Origin of the sequence: Brevundimonas naejangsanensis DSM 23858 (assembly GCF_000421705.1) — a bacterium.
Taxonomy (GTDB): Bacteria; Pseudomonadota; Alphaproteobacteria; order Caulobacterales; family Caulobacteraceae; genus Brevundimonas; species Brevundimonas naejangsanensis.
In genome coordinates, this window is the sequence record NZ_ATXN01000001.1 from 1 (window position 1) to 26,021 (window position 26,021).

Annotated in this window: 31 protein-coding genes; 2 read left to right on the plus strand and 29 right to left on the minus strand. The window is 64.8% G+C overall.

All coding sequences use genetic code 11. The annotated features are described in order from the left end of the window. The 11 genes from H556_RS15510 to H556_RS0100065 form a co-directional block, all read right to left on the minus strand. Positions 1 to 885, minus strand: an 885-nt coding sequence (locus H556_RS15510; protein ID WP_035302727.1) for a hypothetical protein, incomplete at its 3' end; no start/stop codon positions are given. Further along, positions 845 to 4,030 carry a phage tail protein gene (locus H556_RS15515; RefSeq protein ID WP_155802351.1) on the minus strand — a complete coding sequence of 1,062 codons (3,186 nt, stop codon included), beginning with the start codon at positions 4,028 to 4,030 and terminating at the stop codon, positions 845 to 847. The genes H556_RS15515 and H556_RS15510, both read right to left, overlap by 41 nt. Continuing rightward, a complete protein-coding gene (locus tag H556_RS0100015) occupies positions 4,030 to 4,443 on the minus strand; it encodes a DUF6950 family protein (RefSeq protein ID WP_024352485.1) in 414 nt (137 codons plus the stop codon). The genes H556_RS15515 and H556_RS0100015 overlap by 1 nt, the downstream gene beginning before the upstream one ends. Beyond that, the gene (locus H556_RS0100020) at positions 4,440 to 5,099 is read right to left on the minus strand and encodes a hypothetical protein (RefSeq protein ID WP_024352486.1); all 660 of its coding nucleotides are present in this window, start codon (positions 5,097 to 5,099) and stop codon (positions 4,440 to 4,442) included. The genes H556_RS0100015 and H556_RS0100020 overlap by 4 nt, the downstream gene beginning before the upstream one ends. A 3-nt stretch (positions 5,100 to 5,102) precedes the next feature. Next, entirely contained in the window at positions 5,103 to 5,693 is a 591-nt protein-coding gene (locus H556_RS0100025; protein ID WP_024352487.1) for a hypothetical protein, read from the minus strand. Next, positions 5,693 to 8,329, minus strand: coding sequence for an AAA family ATPase (locus H556_RS0100030; protein WP_024352488.1), 2,637 nt, complete (start codon positions 8,327 to 8,329; stop codon positions 5,693 to 5,695). The genes H556_RS0100025 and H556_RS0100030 overlap by 1 nt, the downstream gene beginning before the upstream one ends. Before the next feature lie 110 nt (positions 8,330 to 8,439). Beyond that, positions 8,440 to 9,372: a DUF3800 domain-containing protein gene (locus tag H556_RS15955; protein ID WP_081650846.1), complete on the minus strand. Its 933-nt coding sequence runs from the start codon at positions 9,370 to 9,372 to the stop codon at positions 8,440 to 8,442. 400 nt (positions 9,373 to 9,772) lie between these two features. After that, the gene (locus tag H556_RS0100040; protein WP_024352489.1) at positions 9,773 to 10,342 is read right to left on the minus strand and encodes a phage antirepressor N-terminal domain-containing protein; all 570 of its coding nucleotides are present in this window, start codon (positions 10,340 to 10,342) and stop codon (positions 9,773 to 9,775) included. A 389-nt stretch (positions 10,343 to 10,731) separates the two neighbouring features. Next, positions 10,732 to 11,373 carry a hypothetical protein gene (locus H556_RS0100045; RefSeq protein ID WP_024352490.1) on the minus strand — a complete coding sequence of 214 codons (642 nt, stop codon included), beginning with the start codon at positions 11,371 to 11,373 and terminating at the stop codon, positions 10,732 to 10,734. 437 nt (positions 11,374 to 11,810) lie between these two features. Continuing rightward, entirely contained in the window at positions 11,811 to 11,951 is a 141-nt protein-coding gene (locus tag H556_RS16415) for a hypothetical protein (RefSeq protein ID WP_162140887.1), read from the minus strand. Between the two features lie 654 nt (positions 11,952 to 12,605). Beyond that, complete coding sequence (locus H556_RS0100065; RefSeq protein ID WP_128115628.1) at positions 12,606 to 13,025, minus strand: hypothetical protein; 420 nt, start codon at positions 13,023 to 13,025, stop codon at positions 12,606 to 12,608. A gap of 123 nt (positions 13,026 to 13,148) precedes the next feature. On the opposite strand from H556_RS0100065, the gene H556_RS0100070 reads away from it, so the two are divergent. Beyond that, positions 13,149 to 13,454 carry a hypothetical protein gene (locus tag H556_RS0100070; RefSeq protein WP_147399922.1) on the plus strand — a complete coding sequence of 102 codons (306 nt, stop codon included), beginning with the start codon at positions 13,149 to 13,151 and terminating at the stop codon, positions 13,452 to 13,454. Between the two features lie 112 nt (positions 13,455 to 13,566). Here the strand turns inward: H556_RS0100070 and H556_RS0100080 are convergent, their stop codons facing one another. From H556_RS0100080 to H556_RS0100110, 8 genes are all read right to left on the minus strand, one after another. Then, positions 13,567 to 13,998 (minus strand): hypothetical protein, encoded by a 432-nt coding sequence (locus H556_RS0100080; RefSeq protein ID WP_024352494.1) that lies wholly within the window; start codon positions 13,996 to 13,998, stop codon positions 13,567 to 13,569. Then, positions 13,995 to 14,390 carry an HK97 gp10 family phage protein gene (locus H556_RS15795; RefSeq protein ID WP_024352495.1) on the minus strand — a complete coding sequence of 132 codons (396 nt, stop codon included), beginning with the start codon at positions 14,388 to 14,390 and terminating at the stop codon, positions 13,995 to 13,997. Before H556_RS15795 ends, H556_RS0100080 begins: the two co-directional genes overlap by 4 nt. A gap of 199 nt (positions 14,391 to 14,589) precedes the next feature. Further along, on the minus strand, positions 14,590 to 14,937 hold the full coding sequence (locus H556_RS0100090; RefSeq protein ID WP_024352496.1) for a hypothetical protein: 348 nt from the start codon (positions 14,935 to 14,937) through the stop codon (positions 14,590 to 14,592). Next, positions 14,934 to 15,383, minus strand: a complete 450-nt coding sequence (locus H556_RS0100095) for a DnaT-like ssDNA-binding protein (protein WP_155802359.1) — start codon at positions 15,381 to 15,383, stop codon at positions 14,934 to 14,936. Before H556_RS0100095 ends, H556_RS0100090 begins: the two co-directional genes overlap by 4 nt. After that, complete coding sequence (locus H556_RS16485) at positions 15,383 to 15,577, minus strand: hypothetical protein (protein WP_155802361.1); 195 nt, start codon at positions 15,575 to 15,577, stop codon at positions 15,383 to 15,385. Before H556_RS16485 ends, H556_RS0100095 begins: the two co-directional genes overlap by 1 nt. Beyond that, positions 15,564 to 15,911: a hypothetical protein gene (locus H556_RS0100100; RefSeq protein ID WP_024352498.1), complete on the minus strand. Its 348-nt coding sequence runs from the start codon at positions 15,909 to 15,911 to the stop codon at positions 15,564 to 15,566. Before H556_RS0100100 ends, H556_RS16485 begins: the two co-directional genes overlap by 14 nt. Positions 15,912 to 15,975: 64 nt before the next feature. Continuing rightward, complete coding sequence (locus H556_RS0100105) at positions 15,976 to 16,986, minus strand: major capsid protein (protein WP_024352499.1); 1,011 nt, start codon at positions 16,984 to 16,986, stop codon at positions 15,976 to 15,978. A gap of 71 nt (positions 16,987 to 17,057) precedes the next feature. After that, a complete protein-coding gene (locus H556_RS0100110; protein WP_024352500.1) occupies positions 17,058 to 17,840 on the minus strand; it encodes a hypothetical protein in 783 nt (260 codons plus the stop codon). 145 nt (positions 17,841 to 17,985) lie between these two features. Between H556_RS0100110 and H556_RS16215 the strand changes: the two genes are divergently transcribed. Then, positions 17,986 to 18,204, plus strand: coding sequence for a hypothetical protein (locus H556_RS16215; protein WP_155802363.1), 219 nt, complete (start codon positions 17,986 to 17,988; stop codon positions 18,202 to 18,204). A gap of 499 nt (positions 18,205 to 18,703) precedes the next feature. Here the strand turns inward: H556_RS16215 and H556_RS0100125 are convergent, their stop codons facing one another. From H556_RS0100125 to H556_RS0100170, 10 genes are all read right to left on the minus strand, one after another. Continuing rightward, entirely contained in the window at positions 18,704 to 19,693 is a 990-nt protein-coding gene (locus H556_RS0100125) for a minor capsid protein (RefSeq protein ID WP_024352502.1), read from the minus strand. Further along, positions 19,693 to 20,130, minus strand: a complete 438-nt coding sequence (locus H556_RS15800; RefSeq protein WP_024352503.1) for a hypothetical protein — start codon at positions 20,128 to 20,130, stop codon at positions 19,693 to 19,695. Before H556_RS15800 ends, H556_RS0100125 begins: the two co-directional genes overlap by 1 nt. Beyond that, a complete protein-coding gene (locus H556_RS0100135) occupies positions 20,127 to 21,524 on the minus strand; it encodes a DUF4055 domain-containing protein (protein WP_024352504.1) in 1,398 nt (465 codons plus the stop codon). The genes H556_RS15800 and H556_RS0100135 overlap by 4 nt, the downstream gene beginning before the upstream one ends. Next, positions 21,524 to 23,098 carry a phage terminase large subunit gene (terL, locus tag H556_RS0100140; protein WP_155802366.1) on the minus strand — a complete coding sequence of 525 codons (1,575 nt, stop codon included), beginning with the start codon at positions 23,096 to 23,098 and terminating at the stop codon, positions 21,524 to 21,526. The genes H556_RS0100135 and terL overlap by 1 nt, the downstream gene beginning before the upstream one ends. Continuing rightward, on the minus strand, positions 23,022 to 23,471 hold the full coding sequence (locus tag H556_RS16490; RefSeq protein WP_211216090.1) for a terminase small subunit-like protein: 450 nt from the start codon (positions 23,469 to 23,471) through the stop codon (positions 23,022 to 23,024). The genes terL and H556_RS16490 overlap by 77 nt, the downstream gene beginning before the upstream one ends. A 13-nt stretch (positions 23,472 to 23,484) precedes the next feature. Beyond that, positions 23,485 to 23,664: a hypothetical protein gene (locus H556_RS0100150; protein ID WP_024352507.1), complete on the minus strand. Its 180-nt coding sequence runs from the start codon at positions 23,662 to 23,664 to the stop codon at positions 23,485 to 23,487. 178 nt (positions 23,665 to 23,842) lie between these two features. Next, entirely contained in the window at positions 23,843 to 24,421 is a 579-nt protein-coding gene (locus H556_RS0100155) for a hypothetical protein (RefSeq protein ID WP_024352508.1), read from the minus strand. 24 nt (positions 24,422 to 24,445) lie between these two features. After that, positions 24,446 to 25,252: a hypothetical protein gene (locus tag H556_RS0100160; protein WP_024352509.1), complete on the minus strand. Its 807-nt coding sequence runs from the start codon at positions 25,250 to 25,252 to the stop codon at positions 24,446 to 24,448. Further along, on the minus strand, positions 25,249 to 25,485 hold the full coding sequence (locus tag H556_RS0100165; protein ID WP_024352510.1) for a hypothetical protein: 237 nt from the start codon (positions 25,483 to 25,485) through the stop codon (positions 25,249 to 25,251). Before H556_RS0100165 ends, H556_RS0100160 begins: the two co-directional genes overlap by 4 nt. Further along, positions 25,482 to 26,021 (minus strand): hypothetical protein (locus H556_RS0100170; RefSeq protein WP_211216091.1); only part of this gene is annotated, 540 nt, incomplete at its 5' end. The genes H556_RS0100165 and H556_RS0100170, both read right to left, overlap by 4 nt.

Here is a 26,021-nt window from a genome sequence, read left to right on the forward strand (position 1 = left end):
GGTTTCCGAACCTTCAGCGACGGACTGCGGGCCGGTCCACCAGACCAGCTTCTGTGCGCCGCCGAACGCTTTGCCATAGCGGGTTCGAGTGTTCTCCGCAGGGCTGTAGATATCCCAGATGCCGCCGCGATATTCGGTTCGTTCCCCCGAGCCAGGGTCCCGTATGCCGAAGTTTGCAGCCAGGACCTCAAAGGCGGAAGTCACCCCGTCATTGACCGAGCCATATCCGCTGACATAGCCGTTGACGTCCATCACGACGCCGTGGATGGCCTTTGCGGTTCCGTTTGCTGAAGCCGCCACATCGGCCACGATGGCCAACTGCGCCTGCACGGCTGGGAGGACGGTGTTGGTCTCTACCTGCTCAGCCGTCGCCACTTCGACCGACACACGGTGCCAATCGATCGTCACCGCCCCAACCGGGCTGAACGTGGACAGCCGCGTTCGCGCGAAGACTGAATAGCCGTTCACTCCGGCTTGTCGTCCGTCCAGCAGCTTGGTGAAGGTATAGCGCCTCCCCGCCACGCCCGATCCCGCGACGTGGCCCGCGGCATCGGCCTCGGTGGCGAAGTTCAGGCTCAGGCTGCCGCCGATCTGTGAGCCGTCCTGGCGCTTGTGGATTTGCACGCCGGACCCGCGCAGGTCGCCGGACACGAGCGTAAACTCAACCGTAAGCGCCAGCCACTCGCCGCCGACCGCACCCGCGAACGTCGAACTGTTGACGCTGTAGTTGGCGGTGCCGGTCGAAGCCGTCCGCAGGCTTTGCGGCTGACCGTTGGCTCCCGGCCCCTTCGACAGAACGCCATTGCCTGCGTTGACCGCGAACCAGTTGTCAGGACCAGCAGATTCAGACCCGCTCCATGCGGAGAAAGTCGGGTTTTGGTTCATCGACCCGCCGCCGATCTGGGCAGCGAGGTTGGCGCTGAGTTGAGCCGCCGCCGCCGATGCGCTGGCGCTGGACGACTGCGTGACTGCCGTGGCCGCCGCTGCCTGAGCGTCGTTGCGCGCCCCTATGGCGGCATCGCGAGCCGTCACCGCAGTGCCCGAAGCCGTCGAGGCCGTGGCGGCCGAACCTGCCGCATCCGAAGCCGACGACGCTGCCTGATTGCGGTAAGTCAGGGCCTCGCCCGCGCGGGTGGCGGCCGTAGTTGCCGATCCTTCCGCCGCCGTTGCCGTCAGCGCTCGACCAGAACGCCCGATCAACCGTCGACGGTATGCCGTCTATGGCGGCAGACAGCGCTCCGTCTCGCGCGGCCGCTGCGGTGACCGAAGACGCCGCCGAGGCCCCAGCGCTTACACCCGCCGCATCGGCGAACGATGAGGCCTGATTGCGGGCCGTCACAGCGGCAGAAGACGCCGCCTGCGCATCGTTCTTTGCCGTGGTGGCGATCCCGGCCTGCGTCGTCGCCGTGGATGCGGCCCCGGTCGCCGTCGTCGCGCTGTTGGCCGCTGAGGTCTGAGCCGTTTCCGCGCCTGCCCGAGCCGTTTCGGCTGCGATCTTTGCCGTCTGGGCAGCGCTTGCGGACATCCCCGCAGACGTTGCCGAGGTAGCCGCAGACGTTGCCGACGATGCCGCCGCCGTGGCTTTCTGATCCGCCGTATCACGGGCGCTCTCAGCCGCGACCTTGGATGCGTTCGCCGCCGTGGCGCTGTTTCCGGCTTCGGTGGCCTTGGTGGCAGCCGTAGATGCTGACCCGGCCGCTGCGGTAGCAGACCCGCCAGCCGACGTTGCGGACCCAGCCGCAAGCCCTGCTTGAGTCGTGGCCGAAGCAGCCGCGTTAGTTGCGTCCTGCGCCTTGGTCGTCGCCGTGGCGGCGCTTGCTGCCGCGTCGTTCTTGCTGGTCAGCGCCGCTGAAGCCGAGCCTGCCGCTTCCGTGGCTTTGGTGGCAGCCGTCGTCGCGGAAGCCTGCGCCTCACCCTTAGCGATGAGCGCGTCAGCCTTTGCCTGGGTGGCCGCAGCCTCTGACGCAGCCGCAGCCGCAGCCGAAGTCGCCGCGCTAACCGTGTCGCCGTAGACCTCTTCCAGCGCCTCGACCGCTTGACGGTTCTGATCCGCCAGCGTCGCCGTGTCCGTCACCCTGTCCAACACGTCCTGAACCGGCTCGCCCTTCAGGTGGGTGGTGTCGCCCGCGATCAGGTCGCCCGCCACGATGCCGCATTTGATGTCCGGATCGCTCTTCGCGCCGTTCTTTGCGACGTACTGCAGTGAGATGCAGTAGGTCTGGCCCGGCGTCAGCCCGGCGATCTCATACCGCCCATCAGCCCGCGGCGAGCCCTCATAGCCATCGGTCCAGGGACCCGAGGCGCTGGGGCCGTGCTTGATGATGACGGCCGCGATGTCCGTCGTCTCGACCGGCGCCTCGATCACGAAGATCGGCTGCGACACGCCGCCGTCGCCGGGCGGCTTGGGCAGGACGGTCCAGTCTTCCGCAGCGGGCGGCGGGACGTACTTGGGATCGACAGCCGACAAGGCGGGCGACGGCGCAGGCTGGGCGGCCTGGCCTAGAGCCCATGCGTGCTTAGCGTCGCTCTCCGAGCGCAGCTCCAGCGTCACGCTCGCAGCCTGATGGTTCGTCGTGGCGCGGCGAACGATGAACTTCTGTCCGGCCAGCGCCAGTTCGGGCACGTCCACAGTGATGCAGGCGCCCGGATGGACGTGCATCAGGTGGACCTTGGACGGCAGGGTCGCCGTCAGACCCTCGCGCAGGTTGGCCAGGTCATAGGCCGCCAGTTGCCCGGCCTGCTTGGCGTTGCGGACGTGGGTGTACTCGATCTCCAGCGAGCGCGGCTCGCCCCGGTCCTCGTCGCGGTAGACGGAAGACGTGACCTCGCCGGCCGGGACGTATTGCCAGCCGTTCGCCTCCGACTTGTAGCGCGGGATGATGGTGTTCTTGCGCTCGCGGCGCGGCGTCAGCGGCCGGATTTCGGCCTGACCGATCAGGTCGTCGCGGGTGTAGGTGTAGGTCGCGACGCGCGGGGCGTTGACCAGGACGCTGATCTGCGCGCCGCGGCTGATCGGCTCGCCGCCGCCCGCCTGAAGCATGGCCAGCAGCGTCTGGAACTTGCCGTCGCCCGTCGACCACTCGCCCGAGATCGTCCAGCCATTCGCATCCGCGATGTTGGCGCCTTCGACAAAGGCGGGAATGTCGATGGCGTTATCCGGCGCTCCGACGCCCGCGATCCGCTTGCTGCGGTCGATGGAGCCGTCGAGGTTCAGCTTGTAGTGACCACGCACCCACGCGAGCGCGTGGTCGTAGGGGTTCTCCGACCAGCCCCAGGTGCGCCAGTCGTCGCGACGCTGCGGACCGCTTCCACCCGGATAAGTCGAGTCATAGCGAGGCTGCCAGACCTTCATCCAGCGGCCGATCCAGCGCGGATCGGGGACGCCGTTGGTGAATACGTCCCGGTCCTCCGGGTTCTTCGCCAGCACCATCGTCCAGAAGGAGAATGAGACCTGCGGCGCCGCGTGCTGCGGGCCCCAGCCCGTCAGGCCGGGGTTGCCGTACTTCAGGCCCGTCGGAGGAAGGAGGGCCGCATCGCCGGGCAGGCCCAGCGTCGTCCGCTGCCACATGTCGGCGGCGTAGAAGCCGGTCGCCTCGTTCTGCGGGCCGCTGAAGGTGACGGTCGCGCCGTCCGCCTCGAAGCGCGGGACCTGATCGATCGGGCCGAGCGACAGCGCCACGCCCAGCGACATGGCGACCTTCTTGTAGCCCCAGGTCGACTGAAAGACCTTGTTGCCGCCCAGCGCCGTATAGCCCATGGCGCCGCGCACCGGGGCCTTGGGGTCAGGCTTGAAGTCGAGCGAGGTGCCGGATGACGGGATGTTCGGGCGCATCAGCGCTGCAGACGCTGCGGCCAGCCCCCCGAAAACGACAGCCTTGGTCGCGAAGTTGGCGACGGCCAACTGGGCGCTGAACGACAGGCCCGGAAGCGCGGCTCCAGCGGCCGCAACCATAGCCGTGTTCACAACCGTAACAGCGGAGGTCCAGGCCGTCACAGCCCATGCAGCAGCAGCGCCAGCCAGTTGAGGCATTACACGACCCTCCAGGCGGCCACGTATTCAGAAATGACGACTTCGCCGCAGACGCCGTTCAGGAAGGCTAGGGCGTTTTCCCGATGCAGGCGGATCGCCATTGCGTCGCCCATCCCGTCGTCGGACGGGCCGCACAGCACATCGCCCGTCCGCGCTTCAGCCGGCGCGATACGCGGGAAGTGCCGGTCCATAATCTCGGAAAGCGAAGAGACGCCCATCGCCTTCAGTGCTCGGCGCGCGCCCACTGGCGTTGAGTAGGAGCCGGCCTTCAGCAGCGAGGCCTTGAAGCCCAACTGCTTCAGGTGGAAGGCCACCATGCGGGCGCAGTCCGTCCTGCCCAGAACCAACAGTTGTCCGTGGAACCGGGCGAAGGTGGCTTCCGTGGCGGCCACCCGCAATTCTAGCTCTGTCATACTTGTTGCTGCACCACGTTGCCGCCACCGCCGCCGATGGAGCCGTTGCCGCCGCCGTATGAGCCGCCCGAGCCCGAGGACGGGCCGTTGTAGCCCCAGAACAGCTTCTGGCCGGCGTTGGTGACGTGCTGGAAGGCGCGGGCGTTGGAGCCGTAGAGGTGGGTCCAGAAGGCGTCGTTCCAGCGGTGGCCCTCGTTATCGTCGAATAGCCGCTCCCAGATCGACGACACCTCAAACCAGATGACCGTCGTCTCTTCGCTCGCGTCGATATCCGCCGTGTCCAGTTCCCCCGCGAAGACCAATTCCGGCTCTCCGATCAGGTGGCCGGTGATCTGATCGATCGCACCGAACCACAGGGAAACGGGCGAGCCCTGAGCGGTCGGGTGGACGAGCTTCGCCATCGCCGCTTCAGACTCCGGCAGGAGCACCATGCGCATCTTCGGAGCCTCGACGCCGATCTGCTCGCTAGTGTCCTCCACGGCGCTGAGCGTGCCGTAGATCGGGTCCTTGCTGTTGAAGGTGTGGCCATGGAAGACGACCTGCCCCACCCCATCGATGATCCGGATCGTGTGACCCGGCAGTTCGATCTGGAGCAGCAGGCACACCAAAGGAGCCGCGCCTTTCAGCGCAGCTTCCAGAGCCGCATTCATGGCCATGAGTTACTCTCGTTCGGTGATGGTGAAGCTCAGGCCCACGGTGCGGGCCACGTCGACAGTCCAGGTAGTTTCCCGGCCGCTGAGGAAGCCCTCGACCTTGGGCTGAGCGAACTCGGCGACGGTGTTGTCGGCCGGCGAGCGGCGAAGCATCGGGTTGATCTTCAGCCCAACCATCGCCCCCGCCGAAGCCGCTTGGTCCTCGGCGACCTGGTGGACGTAGCGGCGCCCGGCCATGACCAGACTGAACCACTGGCCTGCCTTGGCGGTGTAGGTCGAGAAGCCGTCCAGGTTGAGCAACGAGCCGAGTTGGCCGACGCCGTTGACGAGCGGATTGCCGGGGCTGCCTGTCGCGAAGCCGGGCTGCGGCAGGTTCAGCAGCACCGTGTCGGCCTCAGCGCTAGACAGGGCCGCGACCCACGCCATCGCGTCCACATACATCATCGGCGGAAGCTCGACGTCGAAGGCCCACTTGGAGCCCAGGCGACGAACGCGGCTGACGCTGCCCCCGAAGGTCGGCTCCTGATCAAGGCGCTTGGACAGCAGCCGGGGCGTGATGCCCCTGGGCGCGGGGCTGAGGGGGAGAGCGATAGCCATCAGGCGAGCCTCTGACGTGAACGGCGCTGCTGGGACTCGACCTGATGCTGGACGACCTTCACCGCGCCCATGGCGGCTTGGGCAGCAACCGGCGCGGCGGCGTCCGAAGCCAAGGCGATGAAGCTGTCCCGCTCCGGCCTGACGATGACCTCGTGCTGGACGCGCTGGACTTGGGCCTGTCCTGACCCGCCAGAGGCCAGCGCGCCCAGCGGCATCGCGAACCCGTTGCGCGGCATGAGAATGTCCTCAGGCCCGTGCTCACCGACGCGATACCAGTTGCCGCCTGACATGGCGCCGCCGGTCGCCCTGCCCCCGCCGAAGTTGAAGAATGAACCGATGCCGCTGGCGATGGACGACCAGAAGCCGCCGCCTTCCTTGCCGAGACCCTTGGCCGCGTCGGTCAGCAGGTCGAACAGGTCGTCCGCCAAGTTGTCGAGCATCCGCGTCGTGAAGCGGTCGGCCAGGTTGTCGAAAAAGCCGCCGAGGTCGCCGTCGATGGCGGCCTTGATCCCATCGGTGAAGGCGTAGCGGAACTCGTCACGCATCCGGCCGGTCTGGTCGGCCGCGTCGAGGCGCTGCCATTCGTTCTCGGCTTGGGCGCGGCCCGCTTCCGCCGTCAGTTCTGGCCGCAGCGACAGCAGGTCGTTGATCCGCTGTTCGATCCAGAGTTCGCGCTCCCGCTCCTTGATGCGGTCGGGGTCGCCTTCCAGTCGGGCGATCTCGGCTTCGAAGCCCAGGCGGTCGAGGAGGAGGTCGTTCTGGCGCCGAACGCTTTCACCAAGCTCCTCCCAGAATGCGAGGCTCTTCTTTTCCCAATCGGCGATCTGTTCGGAGCGTTCACGAACCGCGTCCAGGGCTTTCAGGTGGTCCTGCGCCTTGGTGGCGGCGTCCGCATACCCGGCTCGCTCAAAGTCGGCCGTCAGTCGCGCCAGTTCCTGCTTCCGCTCCAGCGCCTTGATCTGTGCGCTGTTGCCGCTGGCTCGGGCGAGGTCCAGGGCGTTCTGCAGGTCGAGCGCCTCGCGCATAGCTGCGATGTCGGCTTCGGTCGGACCTGCGCGGCCGCGACCGCTGCCGCCGTTGTCCCCCTTGGGGTTCGCACCGGGCGGGAGAGTGGCGGTAAAGCCACCTATGACTTGCGTGTCCGGCGCTCCTAGGTCTTTGGCGACCTCACCAGCCAACTTGGCGCCGGCCAGCACGTTCTGCGTGATCTCGCGCTGGGCCTGAACGCGGTTCAGATAGTCTTGCTGACGTTGTGCCTCTGCGGCCTTGCCTTCGCGAGTGAGCTGCGCAATCCGACCTCGCAAACGCTCTTCCTCGCGGAGCGCGTTGTTAACCCGAGACTGAGCGTCGGTATCAGGGCCTTTTGTGTCGCCGGAAACCGCAAGCGCTAGCGTCATGGCGGCTGCAGGCGATGTTGCAAGGCCGACCAGCTTTCCACCGGCCAACCCTGCTGCTGCGCCGCCCGCAGCGCCCGCTCCTGCACCTGCTCCAGCAGCCGACCCAGCAGCCCCTGCGGCGATCAGGGCCAGCCGCGTCTCTTTCGCTAGCGCAATGACCTTGCCGAGGTTCGCCAGAAGCCCGGCAATAGGGCCTCCAGCAGCAATCAGCCCCAAAAAGGCGAGACCCGCTACCTGGACGCCGCTTGGCAAATCGTTGAAAGCCTTGAGAACATTCGTTGCCGCGCCGAACACCTGCGTCATCGCGGGCAACAGCTCTTCGCCGAGGCTCTCGGCCGCGTTGTTGAACGCGGTTTGCATGGCCTTGGTTTTGTTGTTCGCACTGTCCGCCGTTCGCGCTACGTCGCCCTGCGCGGTCGAGGTCTTCTCAAGGATCAGATTGAGGCGAGCCGCAGCCTTCTGGGCTTCCGTGGCCTCAGACGCATTGCCCTTGAAGCCCATCCGCAGGAGTTCCGCCTCGACCGCAGCTTGGCTGAGTACGACGCCAAGATTTTTGAGAGGCTCCGTCTCGCCCGTGAGGCCGCCAAGGATCGCCTGGAACGCCCGAGCATCACTGATGCCCTTCTGTGATGCCAGATCGATCGAGCGCTGCGTCAGCGCCATTGCCGCGCCAAACGAGGCTTCAGTTTCAACGCCCAAGCCCGTCAGGACTTGATACAGCGTCGTCATGTTGCCTTTGATCTGCGTCTCGGTTCGCTCGAAGCTTGCGGCGATTTGCTCAGCCGATTTCCGGGCCTTCGCCTCCATAGAGGTGAATGTGAAGGCGAATGCGTCGTCGATGTCCTCGGCGTCGGCCGCGAGTTTCAGCGAGTAGGCCGTGATCGCTGCGAAGGCGAGTTGGGCGGATCGCGAAATGCCCGCGAACGTCTGGCCGATGTCGGCGCCCAGATCGCGGTATCGACCCTTCAGGTCTTTGGCGACCCGCTCGGCTGCCGCCCGCACCTCGTCCTCGGTGTAGTTCGAGGCGTTGCGGATGATCCGCATAGAGCGCTCGAACTCGCTGTGACCAGCATCCGAGAAGGCGCGCTTCAGCTCAGCCTGAGCATGGCGAGCGGCGTCCTCGACCTTCTTCATCTCGGCCTTGGTCTCGCGCTCAGCGCGGGCCAGGTCGGACTTCAGCTTGTCGGTCGTGGCACGCAGCTCAAAGGCTGCCGAACCCACAATGGGGGCGTCGGACATGGGGAGGCTCCGGGATTACGGGTGGGCTGCGGGCATGAAAAAGGCCCGCCGGAGCGAGCCTTTGATTAAAATGATGGGACGCGTCTCTTACATGAGACCAGCATTCCGCCTCACTTCGCTTGCTTTCGCCAAGGAGTGTGAGCGATGCAGATTTCACACTCGCAATTCATTTTCGCAAAGTGACGACCGCCTACCGCAACAAGCGTGGGGGTCGCAGATTTTCGATCATTGACGGTGTCTGTGCGGGCTAGAAGTGGTTTTATTAACTCCGTTTCGCCGTTTTCCACGTAACGGCGAATAGCGTAACTGCAAAGATCAGCCATCTGCACCATTCTGGTTAGCTTGCTGTCAACGAACATCGGCGTTTCATTTATCCGATCAATTCTAGCCCATAGCGTCCCTTGCTTGTGGAACTCACGCATCATCTGCGTGTGTCTTTTTGCTATGGTGTGGTTGTTGTCGTGAACAAGGAGACCGTGAACCGGAAGCTCGTTGTTCCGAGCGAGAAATTGCTCAAATCGAGACACCAGCTGCTCGAATGCCTGCTCACCGATCGATCGTCCTGTTTTTATTGGATCGAAGTGCAGCTTATCGATCGCTTCGAAAAACAGGACGGCGAAGTCCCATCCGGATATACACTGCGCAATTTCAACTACTACGGCCCGCCGTTCATCGCGCGTTAGATGCGTGTACTCTTCGGTGTGAGCGTAAGTCTTCTTCGCCTGCCGTGCTGGCTTGGGGCTTTTCATTTTTCGTAGGCGCAGGAGCTCAGAAGCGCGATACCGATGGACCGCTGCTCGCCGCTCCAAGCGCGACATCGCCTCAAAACCGGCTATTTTTCCTTGCTCTGGATAACCCCTTAACAGCCAAGCTGTGTGCACTTCGCCGTCTTCCAAGTCGTATTTCTGGAGAATAGCTGTGATCGCACGGTCAGCTTCCTGCCACCGCTCGATGGGGATGGCTAAACCTGCAAGAACGAAATGCGAAGAGGTACCAGGAACATCAGGAGTACCTGATTCATCGACGTAGCAAAGATACGTCATTGAGCTGCCTGGTTAGGGGCGACTGGGCTGTTGAGGGTCATGCCCTCAAAGTGAGACGCTCGGCGACTCGTCCCAGACGCGAAGCCATATTTGCATTTCGAAGATGAATGATCAATGAATTTAATTGCCATTCCGAAACCAACGCTGATTGAGATTTCGCAGTTATGCTCACTTCAGTGACGAGTTCCAAGAGGGCTTCCTTAGTCTGAACAACAATCTCCCATGGAGAAACGGCGACCCGTAAGGATCGCCCTCCCCGTTTAATGCAGGGTCTCTTGAGACCCCTGTTTCGGCCTAAGGCCGAGGTCTTCCGCCAGTAGCGTGGCGATCTCGTCGCCCCACAAACGGCGACACTCCTCGACCAACTCGCGCTTTTCGCTTTCGGAGGTCGGGAGGTTCATTACGCTGCCTCCGGGTCTCGACGGATCGCGGTGTAGGTGAACAGGTCCGCCTGGGGCTGCTGGAGCATCGAGGGCGTCACCGGGAGCTTCTCATGGAAGTAGATCTCCCGAGCCGCCTGCGATCCCCAGGTCTGTCGGACCTCTGTCACCAAGCGGATGCTCTCGCCAAAGGTGCGGGTGCCGTCCGGCAGGTCGTTGGCCGGTTCAAGTCCGCCCCGCTTGCCGGAGAAGTGGGCATGGAGAACGGCGTAGCATTCCCGTTGATACAGGATGACCCTTTCGCGAACCTCATCATCCTTGATCCGCGATGAGTCGATGCCGAAAAGAAAGCCGTTCAGCATCTCCATCTTCAGACAGGTGACAGCCTGCCCGCGATGCCCGCCAAAAGGCACCTCCATGATGGAGGTGGCTTCCGACAAAACGGGGTCACGGTGAAGACGCTTGCGTTGCGGCTCCCACGAAATCCCCATCGCGTCGCAGATAGGAGTCAGGGCGACAAACACACCGTCGTCCTGTTTGAAACCGTAGAGTTCGTCTCCACGGAAGTTGACCGTAACAATCTCGCCCATGTAGGGCTCCTTGCTCTTCTGCCGCTCCAACGGCGGTGGAAAGCGGCGGCGGGATGGAAATGGCTTTCCACGGGCAAGTCCGTCCCGCCGCCCAGACCGGCTGTTGGAGCAGCCGGACACCCCCGAAGGGATTCTCGAAATCTAAACGCGGTGAATCAGGCGCAACGCCCTTTCCGCCTTGTTTTGCGCCCGTACGGTTAGGGCAGAGTAACCGGCTCTATTCCCCCACTGCGTCAAACTCTGGCAGAGGCCACGATAGCCTAGAGCCCAGGGCATCACTGCGGGTAAAGCGTCTGCATTCGCTCACCAAATCTGCAGAATGCCTGTCGCCATCAGGAAACTTCGTAGGACACCAAAGGGGTATAAGCCGCCCTCTCGCTGCCCTTAGATCACCTTCCACTCAGGATGGAGTCGATGACGGACAGGGCAGCCGTGTCGTGCCAGTCGTTGTCCGTGTCCGTGATAGGCGGGATCAGACGTTTGGCGACCCGCGCCTTGACCCTCAGCCCCTCCAGACTGGAGCACGGCGCCGCGACGATCCGCTCCTCAATAGCGTTCAGAGCGTCATAGGCCGCATCGTATTCAGCATCTGCAGCCGTTAGGCCGATGCTCTCAGCATGAAGCCTCAGCGCAGTGTCGTGCCGCTCATAGGCGCGCTCAAAACGCTCTGCCCACTTCATGCGTCCCGGCATGTGTTCCGGCTGGGCGCGCCATTCGCGAGCGCGGCGGCAGACCAGCAGCACACTCTCCCAAGGGATCGTCGCCCCCACCCCGCCATTGCGGCCGATGCCGCGCTCACAATCCTCTGCGGTTGCGCGGAGTCGCGGTGTCTCAGGCTTCGTTCTATCGTACTCGGCCAGCAAGCGATCAGCGAGTTCGGCAGCGGTTGCCCGCCGCTCGACAGCGATCTCCCACTGGCGTCCCAGCTCCAAAAGCTCCCGGTCGGCCGAGACGTCTGCGACGGTGACGGCCGGGGCAGCGGCAATGGCAACAGCAGCGGTCGCGCCGAAGAAGGTTCGACGGTTCAGCATGCCACTAACTCCCGCGTAGGTGCAGGGCGCTTCGGAGCGGGCTGGTTGATGATCGGGGCGGCGCCGCGTCCGTTGAAGAACGGGGCGAGCGGCTCATAAATCTCGGCGGGCGGAACCCAGGTGGGATTCACACGGGCGAGCATGATAGAAGGCGCGTAGGCCATGACGTGATCCTCATACGATCCGTTGCGGTTTAGAGCCGAGGCTTGGGTTGCCGCCCTTGCCTCGGTTCGCATTTACGGATACCCGTAACTCATGCCCTCGTCAATACCGGATACCCCGAAATCGCGCGGCCGCCCATCAACGGGCGGACGGAAGACCGGCGTCATGGTCCGAATGCCAGATGAGGAACTCGCCGCGCTTGATGAGTGGCGCGAGCGTCAGAATCCCGAGCCGACAAGGCCTGAGGCCATACGGCGGCTAGTTGAGAGAGCACTTCAGCCGGAAGGCGGGTCGGATGACTGATCTTCCGGCTTTTTGCGGACGATGACAAAAAGCTGAAGGGCATTCGCCACCACTGAAAGCACGACAGCAGCAGCGATCAGCCCCAGCACGATAATTATAAACCACGCGATCATCCGCCCCTCCATCCGCTCGGCGAACCCTATTCGGCGTCGGAAGCCTCATCAACTCCAAGCCCATGCATCATCGCGAAGCTGGCGATAAGGGCGTCACCCGCGTCCGCGACCTCCTCCTCGCGATCCTCCAGATAGTGCGACAGGCGCGAAAGGCGCGGCTCCCGAGCAAATCGCTCGCTCATCCATCCGTGGGCTGTCGCCATTTCGATGGCCCGACGGCCGCGCGACCGAATAGCCAGATGGGTCAGGTAGGGCGTCTGGTCCCAGAACTCAGCTTCGGTAAGGCCGACCGAAAAAGCCGCCTCCAAAGCGTCTTCAACGACGTCCAGAGGCGGATCAGAGGGTTTACGGCACGCTCAATCCCTGACGGGCGGCGAGAGGCTAGCGCCCAAGCTTTCAGGACGGCGAGGTAGGCTTCAGCGGCAGGGAGACCGAAGCCGTCGAGCAGCTCTTCCTCACGGACCTGGCCGCCACTGGCGACGACGATCAGGCGGGCGAGAGCCGCCATGTCGCCCGGCTTGCCTGAGGCCGCCAGGTCAAGCGTCTCAATGACCCCGACGCGGCCGAGTTGGTCAATCGCTCGCCACGTGAACCGAAGGGGGATCGATCGGTCGCCCAGCGGCAACTCCACGACCCCACGGCGATCATCGCTCATCAGGCAGCAGCCCCGCGAACCGGCGCCGCCTTGGGCATGATTGAGACATCGCTCATCATCTTGCCGTCGACGCTGTGGCTCTCGCCGATCACGACGCGGCCAACGAAGACCGTCGCCTTGGTCAGCCCCTTCAGGCGAACCTTCACGTCCTCTGCCGAGGCGTAGGCCGTGAACAGCAGCTCCTGCGTCGCGTCGCCGGGCTGGAGGTGCATCTGGAAGGTCAGGGGCGGGTTCGTGCGGGCGCCGTAGAGCGTCTCCGTCTCGCCCACCGGCGTGTCGAAGTCGGTGGCGTCGGTCTCGCGCGGCGTGCCGCCCGTGTAGGAGGCCGTGGTGACGCCAGGGATGACGGTCCAGTCGGGGGTCTCAGTTGCCGAAGTGTCGATCTCGACCTTCACAGCGCCTTGGACAAGAGTTGCCATTGCTCAGTTCCTTTGCAGGCATGGAAAAGGCCGCGCACAGCCTGCCCTGGGCGCGTTGGGGATAGACTCACGGCACATTGTTCGGCGAAATAATCGCCTCTCAAATCAAAGCCGGAGGTTGTGGTGGGTGTTTATGCGGTCAGCTTCGAGCTCAAGTCCGACAGCGACTACAGCGAGCGATACGATAGCTTGATGGAGCAGCTGAAGCTGAAGGGGAAAATGTGGGACGAAACCACGTCGTTCGCCCTCGTCGAGACGGATGAGAGTTTGGACAGCTTCGAGAACCGGCTCTACTTCAAGTCCAAACTGAGCAACACGAGGGACAAGCTGTTTGTCGTTGATGTGACCGACAGACCATGCATCGCCAGGGGCGCATTCGTAATGCCGTTCACCCTGAAATCGATCATGCCAAAGGTGGTTCAGAAGTAGCGCTGATGCACTTGGATCGGCACACGGAACAGCTGCGTGCCGATCCACATTACGATGCGCAGGCGCATGCTCTTGGTGCGCGATAGAGCCATTTCGATCTCCAGTTCGGGTTTCAGGTGTTGACGAGATCCAGTCGGATCGTGACGCGGCGGCCGGTGTAGGCCTCGTCTGTCGTCGGAGATTGGACGGGCCCGGTGACGCGGGCCACGTCGCATTTGCCGCCGGTGACGACGAGTTCGCCGGGGCGGTTATGGAAGAGGTCACGGACCTGACGCATCAGCGTGTCGAGTTGGGCGGCTGAGCCGGTCCTGCGCTGATAGCCGCGCACGTCCTGCACGATCAGGCGGCCGGTCTCGGTGAAGGTCTCCAGCGCTTCGTCACGGCTTGGCACGGCGATGATCAGGAACGGCTTTGACGGCTTCGGCTCCTGGTCGAGGAAGTCGTCGGGCGCCGCCTCGTTGAAGATGGCCGGGGCGTTGTTCCAGGTGGCCAGCGAAGGGGCGACGGCGGACAGGCGGGCGAAGATCGTGGCGGTGGAGTTCAATCCTTCGCTCCCTCGATAAACGCCTGCCGCAGGTCGTCGGCGTGGTCGGTGGCCAGCAGGCCGAGGAAGGGTCGCGGTGCCATGCGCTCGGTGCCGACTTCCAAGGCGTGCGCATAATCGACGTTCGCCACCACTCGGCCGACGATGTCGTCGCCATCCCGGCGGACTTGCGTGTCGGCTTGGGTCGCATTGCGCAGGCGGCCAGTGTCGACGGCGGGAGGCTCGCCCGGAGCCGAAGCCTGATGCTTCCCGTAGAGGCGGCCGGAGCCGGGCCGGGACAGGTTCGCCTTGGTGATCGCTTCGCCGGCAAGAGCCGCGCGCTGGATGCCCGCAACGGCCTTTTCTTCGGCGATGCGCTCCAGAGCGGCGAGGTTGATCGTGACGGTGGCCATCGCTAGTGCTCCGCAACGAGAGGTGCCAGATGGATTATGTGGTTGTTACGACGACTGAACCGAGACTGTTCCTGCGGGAGGACCGCACTTGGAGTGAGTTAAAAACGGACGCAGCTTTGTTCGAACCAAACGAAGCCTTCAGGGTTGTCGAGTCGTTTCCAAAGGGCTCGCCCGTCGTCCCGTTTCCTCTGGAAACCGCTTAGCGCCCCTGAACCTCCCAGGCCGCCTTAGCCGGGTCGCGCGTCAGGGCGACGATCTGCCAGTCCCTGCCCTCGACGGTGATGGTGTGCCCGACAGCCGGAGCGACGCTCAGACCGGCCGCCAGGATGATGATCTTTCGGTCATGGGCCGGAATGCCCGCCGTCGCCCGCCGCATGTCGCTGTAGTCATCGACCAGTGCCTTGCAGGGATGTGTGGTCGGGGCGCCCGGTATCCATCCGCCCTGCCCGTCCGAGGTCGGCTCGCTCGGCACCTTCAGCACGCCATCGCGGAACACGTCGTCCAGCGCCTCGGCGATAGCTTCGGGCAGGTCGTCGAGAATGCTCACGACTTGGCCAGCCTGACGTTCACGCCGGAGCCGATGGGATAGACGCCCGCATAGCGCATGAGGCCCGCCACCAGAGCCAGCCGCGCTGCGCTGCGGCTTTCCGCAGACGACGTTTCGTATTCCACCGCGACCGATCCTGCCTTCACCGACTTGCGCGCCGCCTGTGCAGCCTTGTCGCCGCCGATCAGGGGCGAAGCTAGAGACAGCCGGGCCGCCTCGATGACGGCTTCGCTGATCTGCTCTTCAACCGCGGCGCTCACCTTAGCGGGGGGCCGATAGGAGGCCCGCACGTAGGCCGATGCGTCGAAAATGGCGCCGCTCTTCTGCTCAGGCGTAAGGGCAGCCCAATCGGACCAGCCGCGAGCCTGGGCGTATGCGTCGGCCTGATCGACCGTAGCGAGCGGACCCGCCGGCCAGCTCACCACGCCATTCTCGACGATCAGCATCAGGGCGTGACCCATTCCAGGCCGTCACCAGCAGCATTGACCGCGAGGACCTGGCCAGGCGCGCCGAGCGTCGAAGGCAAGGCCACTACGGTCTCATTACCGGCGTCCGGAAGTTGCTCTATCCGCCCGGACAGCGGCGCTAGCCACCGATAGAGACGGGTCAGAGAGCGTTGCTGATCCTTAGGAAACGCCATCGTCCTGCTCCATCTCGGCCTTGGCCTCTTCGCGCAGCTTCAGCAGCTCTTCACGCGGGCCATAGGGGTCGAACTCGACCTTGAGGTTTTCCAGATCGGCGTTGATCTCGCGCCGGGATAGACCCTCAGACGTGTCGTCCAGCAGAGCGTTCAGCACCTCGGTCAGCTTGTCGACGCCGGCCTTGTGATGGGCCTTGCCGCCCAGAGCGGTAATGCGGGCGCGCAGGCGGTCGATCTCATCCTGATCGGCGTTGATCTCGGGTTCGGTGCGAAGGTCGGTCGGGATCGTCCCGCCGTTCTGCGCCACCCGGTTGAGGAAGTTCAGGTCAGCCATTGAGGCCTCCAGAAAGGCGAAGGGCGACCCGGAGGCCGCCCTGTCGCTCAGGTTGTCGTAGGGCTCAGCCGTTAGTGCGGACAAAGGCCAGCGGGACGTTCTTGCGCTCGAAAGCGCGATCCCAGTTCGCCGCCGCCTTCAGTTCGGCATACGTCGGGCTATCACCGGCAACCGATGCTTCCTTCCAGGCGAACCCGGTCGGATGCAGGATGTCCTGGCGACGGTTCCACAGCGTCTCGATACCCTCGCCGTTGCCGCCAGCGGCTTCGCGTTCAACCTCGGTCGGGGTCTTCGGCGACCCGGCACCGTGACGGAAGGCACCTGCCCCGAACAGGATCGAGGTGTAGGTGACGCGGTTCGTGCCCACGGTGACGGGCATGCCGTCGTCCATGATCACGCGCTTGCCCTGGAACGACTGGAACGCCAGCGCGCCGGTCTCAGGATCGAAGTGATCCGTCAGGGCGCCGATGCGCTGCATCCGGGCATGGATCACCGAGTGGACGGCGATCGCCACCAACTTGGCCTTGGCGTCGCCCATGGTCTGAGCGGCGTTGATCATGATGTCCGTGCCGAACAGTTCAGCGTCGGTCGGGGCGCCGGTGGCGTCCGTGGCGACGTTGACCAGCATGTCGCCGCTGTCGTTGGCGATGTTGTCGGCCAGCAGGCCCAGGGCGGTGTTCAACACCGTGTCCTGGTTCACAGCCGCCCAGTACTCACCGACCTGATTGCCGATCTCGGCCATCGGATCGTTCGCGATGAAGGCCGTGTTCAGGTCAGCCGAGGACCAGCCGTTGTTCCGCATCAGCTTGCGGGCCACCTCAACGCCGGTGCCGATCTTCTGCGGCGTGGCCTTCTGCGTCGGATCATCGGACGAGACGTTCGGCTCGTTCTTCGTCAGGCGCTTGTAGTGCGGCAGGTTGTAGGTGATGCCCTGTTGAGCCGCGAGGCTGTCCAGGAAGGGATCGCGCACCAGCACGCCCGACGCCGCGAAGGCGTTCAGGCGCGTGGCCGCTTCAGTCGTGTATCGCTCCCAGTTGGGACCGAACTTCAGGTCGGAAAGCTGGGTCACAGCCATTGTCCGTCTCCTATTTGAGTTAGGGGTTCAGACGCGGCCGTGATGGCGCGCGCATCGAGTGCGCGGGCGGCTTAGGCCGCGCCCGCTTCAGCCTTCAGTCGGGCCGCGAGTTCGGGTTTCTCCCTCTCGATCCGGTCCTGATCCGTGAGATTGAAGGTTGGGCCCTGCTTCCAGGGGTTGGGGCCAGAATGCGCGCCCTTGCCACCGGGGGCGCCGCCGCCGTTGTTGCCGGCCAGCACGAAAGGCTTGCCCTCGTCGCCTTCGGCCCAGAGCTTGATGGCCTCGGCCAGCGGGAGACCGCCCTTGTAGGCAACCGGCTCGCCGTCATCGTCCTTGAGCTCGACGCCTTCACGCAGCAGAGCAGCAGCCGCGCGTTTCAGTTCCGGCTTCACGCGGGCTTCGTCCAAAGCGGCCGACAGGCCGTTGTCGATGACCAGCTTCTCGACCTGGCGCTCGGCCTTCTCGGCGCGGTCAGTGGCTGCTTTCAGTTCGCGGCCGTGCTTGGTCTCGAGTTGGGTGCGCAGGCCCTCGACATCCTTATCCTTGGTCGCCTTCTCTTCCTCGGCCTGCTGCTTCTCGGCCTCGGCCGCGTCCAAGCGGTCCTTCAGTTCCTTCAGGGCGTCGCGGTCGGCCTTGGCGTCCCTCTTCAGGCGCTCATGGGCGCTGGCGAGGGCCGCATGAGCCGCCGGATCGATCGGCTTGGGCTCATCTTCCTCGCCAGCACCGGGGCCAGCAGGCGGGTGATCGTCAAGCCCGCGAAGATAGCGGCCCATTGCACGTTCGCGCGGCGTCATCCGGCCAATGACAGGCAGCACGGAGCCGCCGCCCAGAAGGCGGTTCTTGGTGGTGTTCATGGTGGGTAGTTCCTCCCGCTCAGCGGACAGAGGGGGCGCTGCTCAGCTCACGCCCTGGTGGATGCCCCGGCTCTGCACGGGACATGAAAAAGGCCCGCCCCTAACGACGAGCCAAAACCGTGTTATCAATGGATAGGAGGGCCAAATGACCACTCATGAAATTCCAATCACCGCCACCTGCAAGGAGTGTGGCGCCGGGGTTCCGCTTTCAAAATCTATGACGGACGATCAGATCGTTTCTTGCCCGCAATGCGGCATCGATGTTGGCCGTTTCGGCGCGATTAAGAAGGCCGCTGTCGATGCGGTGCGGAAGGCAGCACTTGCTTCGGCCCGAAAGGCCTTCAAAGGCATCGGTCGCCGCTAGAGGACCATATGCTCACCGCGCGCCAGGCAGGTCGCACACACAATCTGCTTCTGGCCGCCGGTCGGCTTCCCGTTCTTCCAGACCATGCCGAGTTTCACCTCAATCATCGCGAGGCCGGTACAGCGAGGGCAGCGGACGATGTGAGACGGCTTCGCCTGCGCCTTCATGCGCTTGCGCGGGCCTTCCGGCTCGGGCGTTCCGTGGATTAGGCGGAAAGGGCTGCTCACGGCCGCAATCTACCGCATGAAGCGCGAGCCGTCTCCCCTCGCTGGGCACCTCGCCGAACGCCGCACCAGCCCAGTCCGGCCAAAGGTCGTCACCTTCACCTGAAGTCCACTGGTGCGCCTCGTGCATGGCCTCGAACCATCTGGACCACTGCTCTACCGTTGGAGAGCCATTCGGATCGGTCAGAGGAATCCCGGCCAGATACAGTTCGCGGAGTAGCTCCGCCTGAACGCGGAGCACTCGCTGGGCTTCAGCCTTGCGATCAAACGGACGTTTACTCGAAGGCTTTGCCATCACGAACCCTAAGCTCCTCCATAGTGAGCACCTTGCCCTTGCTGTCGACGAAGCGGTCCAGCGTCAGCTTGCCGGTGCGGAATAGCTGGGCCTTGCGGACGCCCAGGACCTCGTTCTGAACCTCGACCGGCTGGCGCATCAGCCAGTCCGAATAGGACGGCGCCTCAATGGGTGGCAGGCCCTTGATGACCGGCGCCGTTGTCGATCGGCAGTTCACGTGCCGAGGCGGCCACGGAAAGCTCTCCAGCGGGTGCACTGAGTTGTGCAGCGCGCCACAGGTGATGGTCGTTCGTGCGTCCAGCGTGGCGATGAAACGGACCTGGTCAACCCCGAGGGCCGCGTAGGTCTCTTTGGATGCGACGGCGGCCGTATGCGTCAGCGCCGTCCGGACCATCGCCTCAGCCCCGCGCCGGCTGATTTCCAGCACCCCGTCCTTGTATTGGAGCGCCCGCGTCCCTCGGATTTCGCGGACCAGCGCCGTGACCGACCGGCCCTCGACAAATCCCTGCCGCAGCGTCTCCCTGACGCGCTTGGCGGCGCCCGCTTCTGCTTCGTCCAGCCAGCCCCGGAGATAACGGCCTTGGAAGGGTCGTGCATTCACCGCAGCGACCACCTGGGCCGTCGTCGGTGCGTTCGTGACCGTGGCCAGGCCGACCGATCGCTGCCCGAAGTGAACCATGCGCTCCGTGAACAGCCGCTCAGCGTCGGCCAGAGCCGCCACGTCCTCGTTGAGCCGTCCGCGCAGCACGGTCCAGCCATCAGACTGAAGCGCTCGGACCTCTTCCAGCAGCCGCTCCAACTGAACCGGGTCGCGGCCTTCGTTGTCGGCCCGAAGGATGCGCTCGACCAGCCGTGCGTCTGTTCGGTTCAACAGCGCCAGGACCTTGCGGACGGTCGCCGTCGAATAGCGGGACAGCGCGATCCTGTGCTTGACCGCCTCGTCGATCAGGCGCTCGGCTGGGGAGGCCATCAGGCGGCTTCCCGCTTAGCGCCCCGAGCCAGCATTTCGTCGGGTGCCGCGGTGTCCAGCCATGCCTGATAGAGCCCCTGGAAGATAGCCTGCATGGCGTAGGCCTCGAACTCGATCGACGGCTCCTTCTCGCCCATGACCTTGCGCACCTCTTGCCAGACGTGCGTGGCCTCGTGGCAAAGCAGACCGGCGACCTCGACGCGGGTCCGGCCGTCAGCGTGCTGGGCCTTGCCGAGCGTGACGATGATGCAGACCTTGCCGTCCTTCTGAGTGAAGGTCGTGGCGCAACCGTCGTTGGCTGGATACGGCTCCTTGCAGCCCATCTTCCGCATCTCGCGGCTCCAGGCCTTCCGTGAAGGGCAGAAGCCGAAATAGACCGGCTGCCAGCCCCGATCACACCAGATCACAGCGGCGTCGCGCGCCAGAGCCTTTGTCATGCCGCGTCGTCCTTCACGGTGCCGAGCCCTTCGCCTTCCGTGTCCAGTTCTTCGCGGTGATCCTCGAAGCTCTTGGCCGGGTCCACGATCTCAGCCCGCTGCAGGTTCTCGAACAGGTCTTCCAGCGTGATCGCGCCCGACTGCCAGGCGGCGAGCAGCGCCGTCAGCTCCCGCGCAGAGAGGCCGGCTGGGTTCACGTCGGTGTTGAGCCAGAACTGGATGCCCTCGCTCGACACCCCAGCCCAATCGGCCATGAAGGTCAGAGCCTTCGTCAGGCAGTCCGACAGGGCGTTGGCGATGCCAGAGACGACGGAAGTCTCCCCTGCCCGCTCGATACGAGCCGTCTCCGCCGCAATGGCCGCCCGGCCGGTCTCCAGCAGCATCCGGGCGCCCATCAATGCCGCGTCCTTCCGCTTGGCTTCCAGCGCGAGACGCAACTCCGACAGGCCCGAGCCGGTGAACTCCATGAACTTGGCGTCGCCGCCCTCGGTGACGACCAGCCCCTCGGACGAACCGAGCTTAACCGTCTCCCCCTCTCCAATGTTCAGGCCCTTAAAGACCGGCGTCGGATTGGCCGTCCACAGCAGCGCCCATTCCAAGGCTGCCGAGTTGTTCAGGTGCGCGACGCTGATGTCGGCAATGTCGTCAAGCGGCGGACGGGCCGGGTTGGGCTCGCCATCGCGCGGGTTCGAGAAGAAGGCCGGGATGACATTCAGCCGGCCATTCTGGCGCTTAGGCTCGACCGTGTCTCCGAACTGCACCCACTTGCTGTCCAACTGCCGGAAGACGCGCTGGCGATAGAAGCCTGCCTCATCGAGATCCAGCACGCGGACTTGGGCCACCTGCTTGAGCTTGAACTCATCGGCCGGGTCTTTCTCCTCGATCTGCTCGGCGACTCGGATGTGGGAGAGCTTCAGCGCCGCCCCCACCTTCTGAACGCGGGCCGCAAGGATCGCTGTGGCGTCGTACAGCTTCAGGGTGGGCCTAACACCCTCGGCCTCGGCGTCGGCTTTGGTCGCCCCAGCCGGAGCGTCGGGATAGTCGACCAACACCATGACGGCGCCAGTAGACAGGATGCCGTCGAAGCCCTGCTCGGCGAAACGGTCGATGTCCTGGCCGGAGCCGGTCACGTCGCCGAGATAGGCGTCCAGAGCGTCGAGGTTCGAGCGCGTAGGGGTCTTGCCGAAAACCAGACCGCTGAAGGCCTCGGCCGTGCGCGCCGTGACCGGGAGATAGTAGGCCCCTTCGCGGAACCGCTTCGCCGTGGCGTCGTCGTGACCTGGCAAGGCCCGCACATAGCCCAGCGCATCCTCTCGGCCGCTCAGCAGGTTGTGGACCTTCTTCCGGGCGTCGGCATGAGCTGCCCAAGCCGGATCGCGCTCGTTCACCGCCATCAGAAGCTGACCTTTACCTTGCGGGCGGGACGAGAACCGAGCGCCAGTTCGTTGAAAGCATCGGCCGCGGCGTCGACCTGGTCGTCATGAGCGGCTGACGGGAAGGTGCAAAGTTCATCGAGGAAGGGCTCAATCCAGGCATCGCGCATGGGGTCCCCCGTCGTGAGGATGAAGACGTTTCCGGCCTCGGCCTGGGTGGCCAGGGCGGTGGCTCGGGTGAGCTTGGAGCCCGTGGGCTGTTCGTACCGGACGGTGTAGCCGGGCAGCTTCTTCACCAGCGTCTGGACGTATCCCTTACCGGCCGCGCCGGGGTCCTGAGGAAGACGAACCGTGACCTCTGTCGTGTCGGCCGCCGCCGTCAGCTTCAACTGCGCCTCGAACTGCGCCGGGCTCCACTGCCCGACCTTGGCGTCGGTGAAGTAGTAGGTGGCCTCTTCGCCATATCCGACCTGCGTGCAGCGGGCGCCGGCGCTGGGGTCGCCTCCCCCTTCGGTGGCGCCCACGTCCCAGGCGCGGACTGTGCGCTTTGGCCCGGCGGGCATGACCGAGACCGGCTTGAACCACTCCCGGCGGAAGATGCCGCCATCGCGAGGCGAAGGGCGCTGCTGATACTGGCCCGCCCAGGCATACGAGCCCTTGGCCTTCTTGAGCTTGGCGACTTCAGCCGCGGGGAAGCGCTCAGGGAAGAGAAGCTCGCCCTCTTCAGTCCGCGGATCCTCGAAGAACAGTTCGCCATCGACGTAGGTCCGACACGCGCCGCCCGTGACCTTCCCGTCTTCGCCGATCCGCTCGGCCTCGAACTCCATCGGCAGGTTCAGGTGAACGAAGCCGATATCCAGTTCCAGCGCCACCGCCGCCACGTCCTTGGCGTGGAGCCGCTGCATGATGATGACGATGGCCGAGGTGGTGACGTCGTTCAGACGGTCGGAGATGCCCTCGCGGAAGATGCGGACTGCATTAGCCCGCTCGGTGTCCGACTCGGCGGTCTCGGTCGAATGGGGGTCGTCGACCTTTACCCGGTCGCCCCGGCCGCCGGTCATCGAACTGAACGGCCGCGCCTCGCTGAACCCGTTCTCGGTGTTCTCGAACTTGCCCTTGGCGTTCTGGTCGGCCCGAAGCTGGATCGGCCAGAGCGCCTGATATTTCTCGCTCTCAACCAGACGCCGGAGCTTCAGGTTATCCCGCAGGACGTTGGCCTGACTGTAGGAGGTGGCCAGCGTCTGCAGGTCCGGCCGCGCCTTCGGCCCCCACTCCCAGGCCGTCCAGAAGACCAGCAGAAGGGACTTCATCATGCCCGGCGGCACGGTCATCAACAGGAACTGGATGCGCCCGGCCGTCACCGCCTCCAGATGCTTGCACATCGCCCGGAGCGCCCAGCCCGACTTGAACGGGCGCTTGGGCTCGAGGATGGACCAATGCTCCTCGATGAAGCCATGCAGGCTGTCGCAGCGGGCGCGGATCTCGCCCTGGTGTTCGATCAGGCGCTTGCGGTCGGCCTCAGCCTTCCGACGCGCCCTCTCCGCCCTGATCTCCTCCAGCGTTGGCAGATCGACGAATGAAGCGCTCGATGACATCCAGCTCCTCGTCGCTCGCGGCGCTCAGGTCGAAGGAATGGGAATGGCGGATCGGGGCGTCCGTCTTGTCGCCGCCGACAACTGCGACCTTGTCGCCGTAGGCCTTGGGTCGCAGCTTCCCGGCCAGCCATTTCCGAGCGTCGATGCGGACCCGCTTGTCGTTCGGCTCCAGCGCCTTGTTGTCTGCGATATCGACGATGTCGTCGGCCAGGCTATCGGCCTGTGTCTCACGGGCTCTCGCGTATTGGTCCGCGAACGCTGGGATCAAACCGAGCCATTTGAAGACGGTCGACTTGGCCGGCATCTCATCGTCGCTGCAGATCGAGCGAAGGCTTTCGCCATCGGCCAGACGCTCGCAGATCGCGTCCGCCACGGCCTCGTTGAACTCAAGCGGCCTTGGCATCCGGGGCCTTCGGCTTGGGTTGTGGCTCAGGCTTCACCCGATCCGCAACGCCAGCCGCCTCCAGGCGATCAGCCGCCTTTGCATCCTTGGCATTGAAGGTGACGCCGGCGGCTGCCGAGCCGTCGGCCAAGGAGAAGCCCACGAGGGCCTTCATGGGGACCATTGGTGATCTCCGGAATGTCGTGAGGTGTCCGCCGATCCAGCCGTACGCCGCAGCTCAGAACGTGGTCGGAGGGCAAAAGAAAAGGCCCCGCCCGAGAGGGAGGAGCCTTGCTTTGGGCGAAACGCCCGATTTGCCTGATGTCAGGGATTACCTGTCCGGTGTCAAGACCGCAGCCAGCCTAGCCGATAACGGGCGCTCCCACGATGTGCTGGCCGTAGCCATTCGGGCGGAGCCGCACCACATTCGGCAAGTTGGCAAGAACGGCATCGTTCGCGGCGTTCCGAGCGGCCCAGGCTCGCGCGTCAGCGACGATCTCGTGGCAGAACGGGACCGCCGCCATGTACAGGATGCGCTCCCCGTGCATTTCCGTCACGCTGTCGTGGAGTTGGAAGGGTGATCCGGGCGGGGTGAAGAGTATCCGATCGAAGTCTGATCGCTTGTCTTTCCCGCCCATGAGGCGGGCGTTGTGAACCACGCCACACCGCATTTCCCAGCACTCGTCTGCACCGAAGTTCTGATAGCGCCGGACGTTCTCGCGGAACCACGCCTTGTAAGTCTCCCAGTTTACCGGTGCCTTGCCCTCCAGGGTGCAGCAGATGTCGGGGATCGAGACGGTGATGGACAGCGCGGCGTAGAATAGGCCGGCGTTCACGGCCGCTTCGATCTCGGCGAATATTTGCTCGAGCGCGTTGGGGGCGACCGCCGGTACGGGGGGCGGGGCTCGTCGGGGGAAATGAACAATCGTGTCGTCGCTCAATATCGCGCTCCGGGTAGGAATGGCCTACTCCAAGCCATATGCAATAGCTGCACAGTCCAGCCCAACAATCAACGCTTCGGAGATCGCCGTTCGCGTTGATCCACTGGAAGTGAGCGATAGCAGGCTCCCGCCTTTCCCCGCCACCTCCCGCAGCGCCCAAACGGCCCGGCCAAGCCGCTCGACGTCGCTCTTGCCCAGCGCCCCACGGAACGTCCGGTCTTCCTCCTGGATCATCGCTTCCAGATCGCGCACGAACTCCTCCCGCTCCCGGCGCTTCTGGGCGAAGCCTTCGCCGCCGCGGACAATGTTGCGCAGGGCCGGGTCCAGCGTCGGAGGGGTCAGGCCCTTCTCCGGGTCCAGCATTTCGTAATCCGCCCGATAGCGGAGGCCAGCCGCGTGTTGGGTGCGCGTGATCGAGCCGGCCGTCAGCAGGGTCTCCAGACCGTCCCGCGAAGCGCGCGGCGCTCCCCTCGCCTTCTCATGATCCGAGACACCGATGTCGAAACCGCGCAGGGCTTCTAGGCTCCGCAGCTCCTCCAGGTTCGCCTTGGCGTCCCGCTCGAGGATGCGGGCATCGATCTCGGCGTCCAGGGCGCGGAACATGCGCTGGCCGTCCCGCTGCTGGTCTAGGTCAGGCGACGCGACCTTGGCCTCGGCCGCCATGAACCGCAGCGCCTGGCTGTCGGTCAGTCGGACGCCCCGGATCGAGACCGGCGCCGTGTTGTCGTTCGCCGCCTCGATGTTGTCATTCGCCCCGATCACCCTCGGCATGGAGGGCTTGGCGTAGCGCTTCCGTTGCTGGCGCTTCTTGGCGCGGTCGGCCTTGCTCATGGGTGGTGTCCTCCGAGTTCGGCGCCAACGTCTGGAGCCCGAGATTGCTGGGTTTCGGGGTGGTGCTCAGGGTCGAAATGGGCTGTTTGGGCGCCGACGTCTCGGGCCTCTGCGGCGATGGCCCTACTGATGGCGTCGGCCGCATCCATGAGGGCGAAGCGCGACGCCGAGCCGACCGGGCGCTGGTCAATCCGCGCGACGACGTGCCGCTGGATTTCGTGAAGTTCGGTCACGCTGCGTCTCCTTGGGCGAACAGGTCGGGCTTGTGGTCGTTTGCGGCGGGCGCCGGTGCGTGCCCGAACTCCGCCAGCAGGGCGGCAGGGACGCGGCAGGCGGGATGGCCCGGCCTGGGCCCGGCGTCATCGGACGGCCAGTGGCCGTTCAGGCGGTACTCCCGCAGCCAGCGGCGCCAGCGGTCCGCCTCGGACGGGGTGGCCCGGCTCTGCGCGGCGGCGACGGCCGTCTTCGGGGCGTTCTTGATCGCCCTGTCGCACCAGTTCCGCCACGTCGCTGCCCAGTCGGCGTACCGAGCGTCGTTGCCGATCGACCAGTTCCGGAAACGCTCGGCCTGGTTGGCCACGTCGAGGTTCGCCCCGACCGATCGGGCCTTCGCTTGCTGCTCGGCAATGGCCTCGGCAGACGGGAAACCATCGGGGATAGCCCGTTTCGGCTTCCGGCGAGATGGCCCGGCAGGCTGATCGGCTTGGGGGGATATAGGGGGGTTATATTCGCGGGAGGGTGTGGGTGGTTGGGGGGTCTGGGGGGAAGG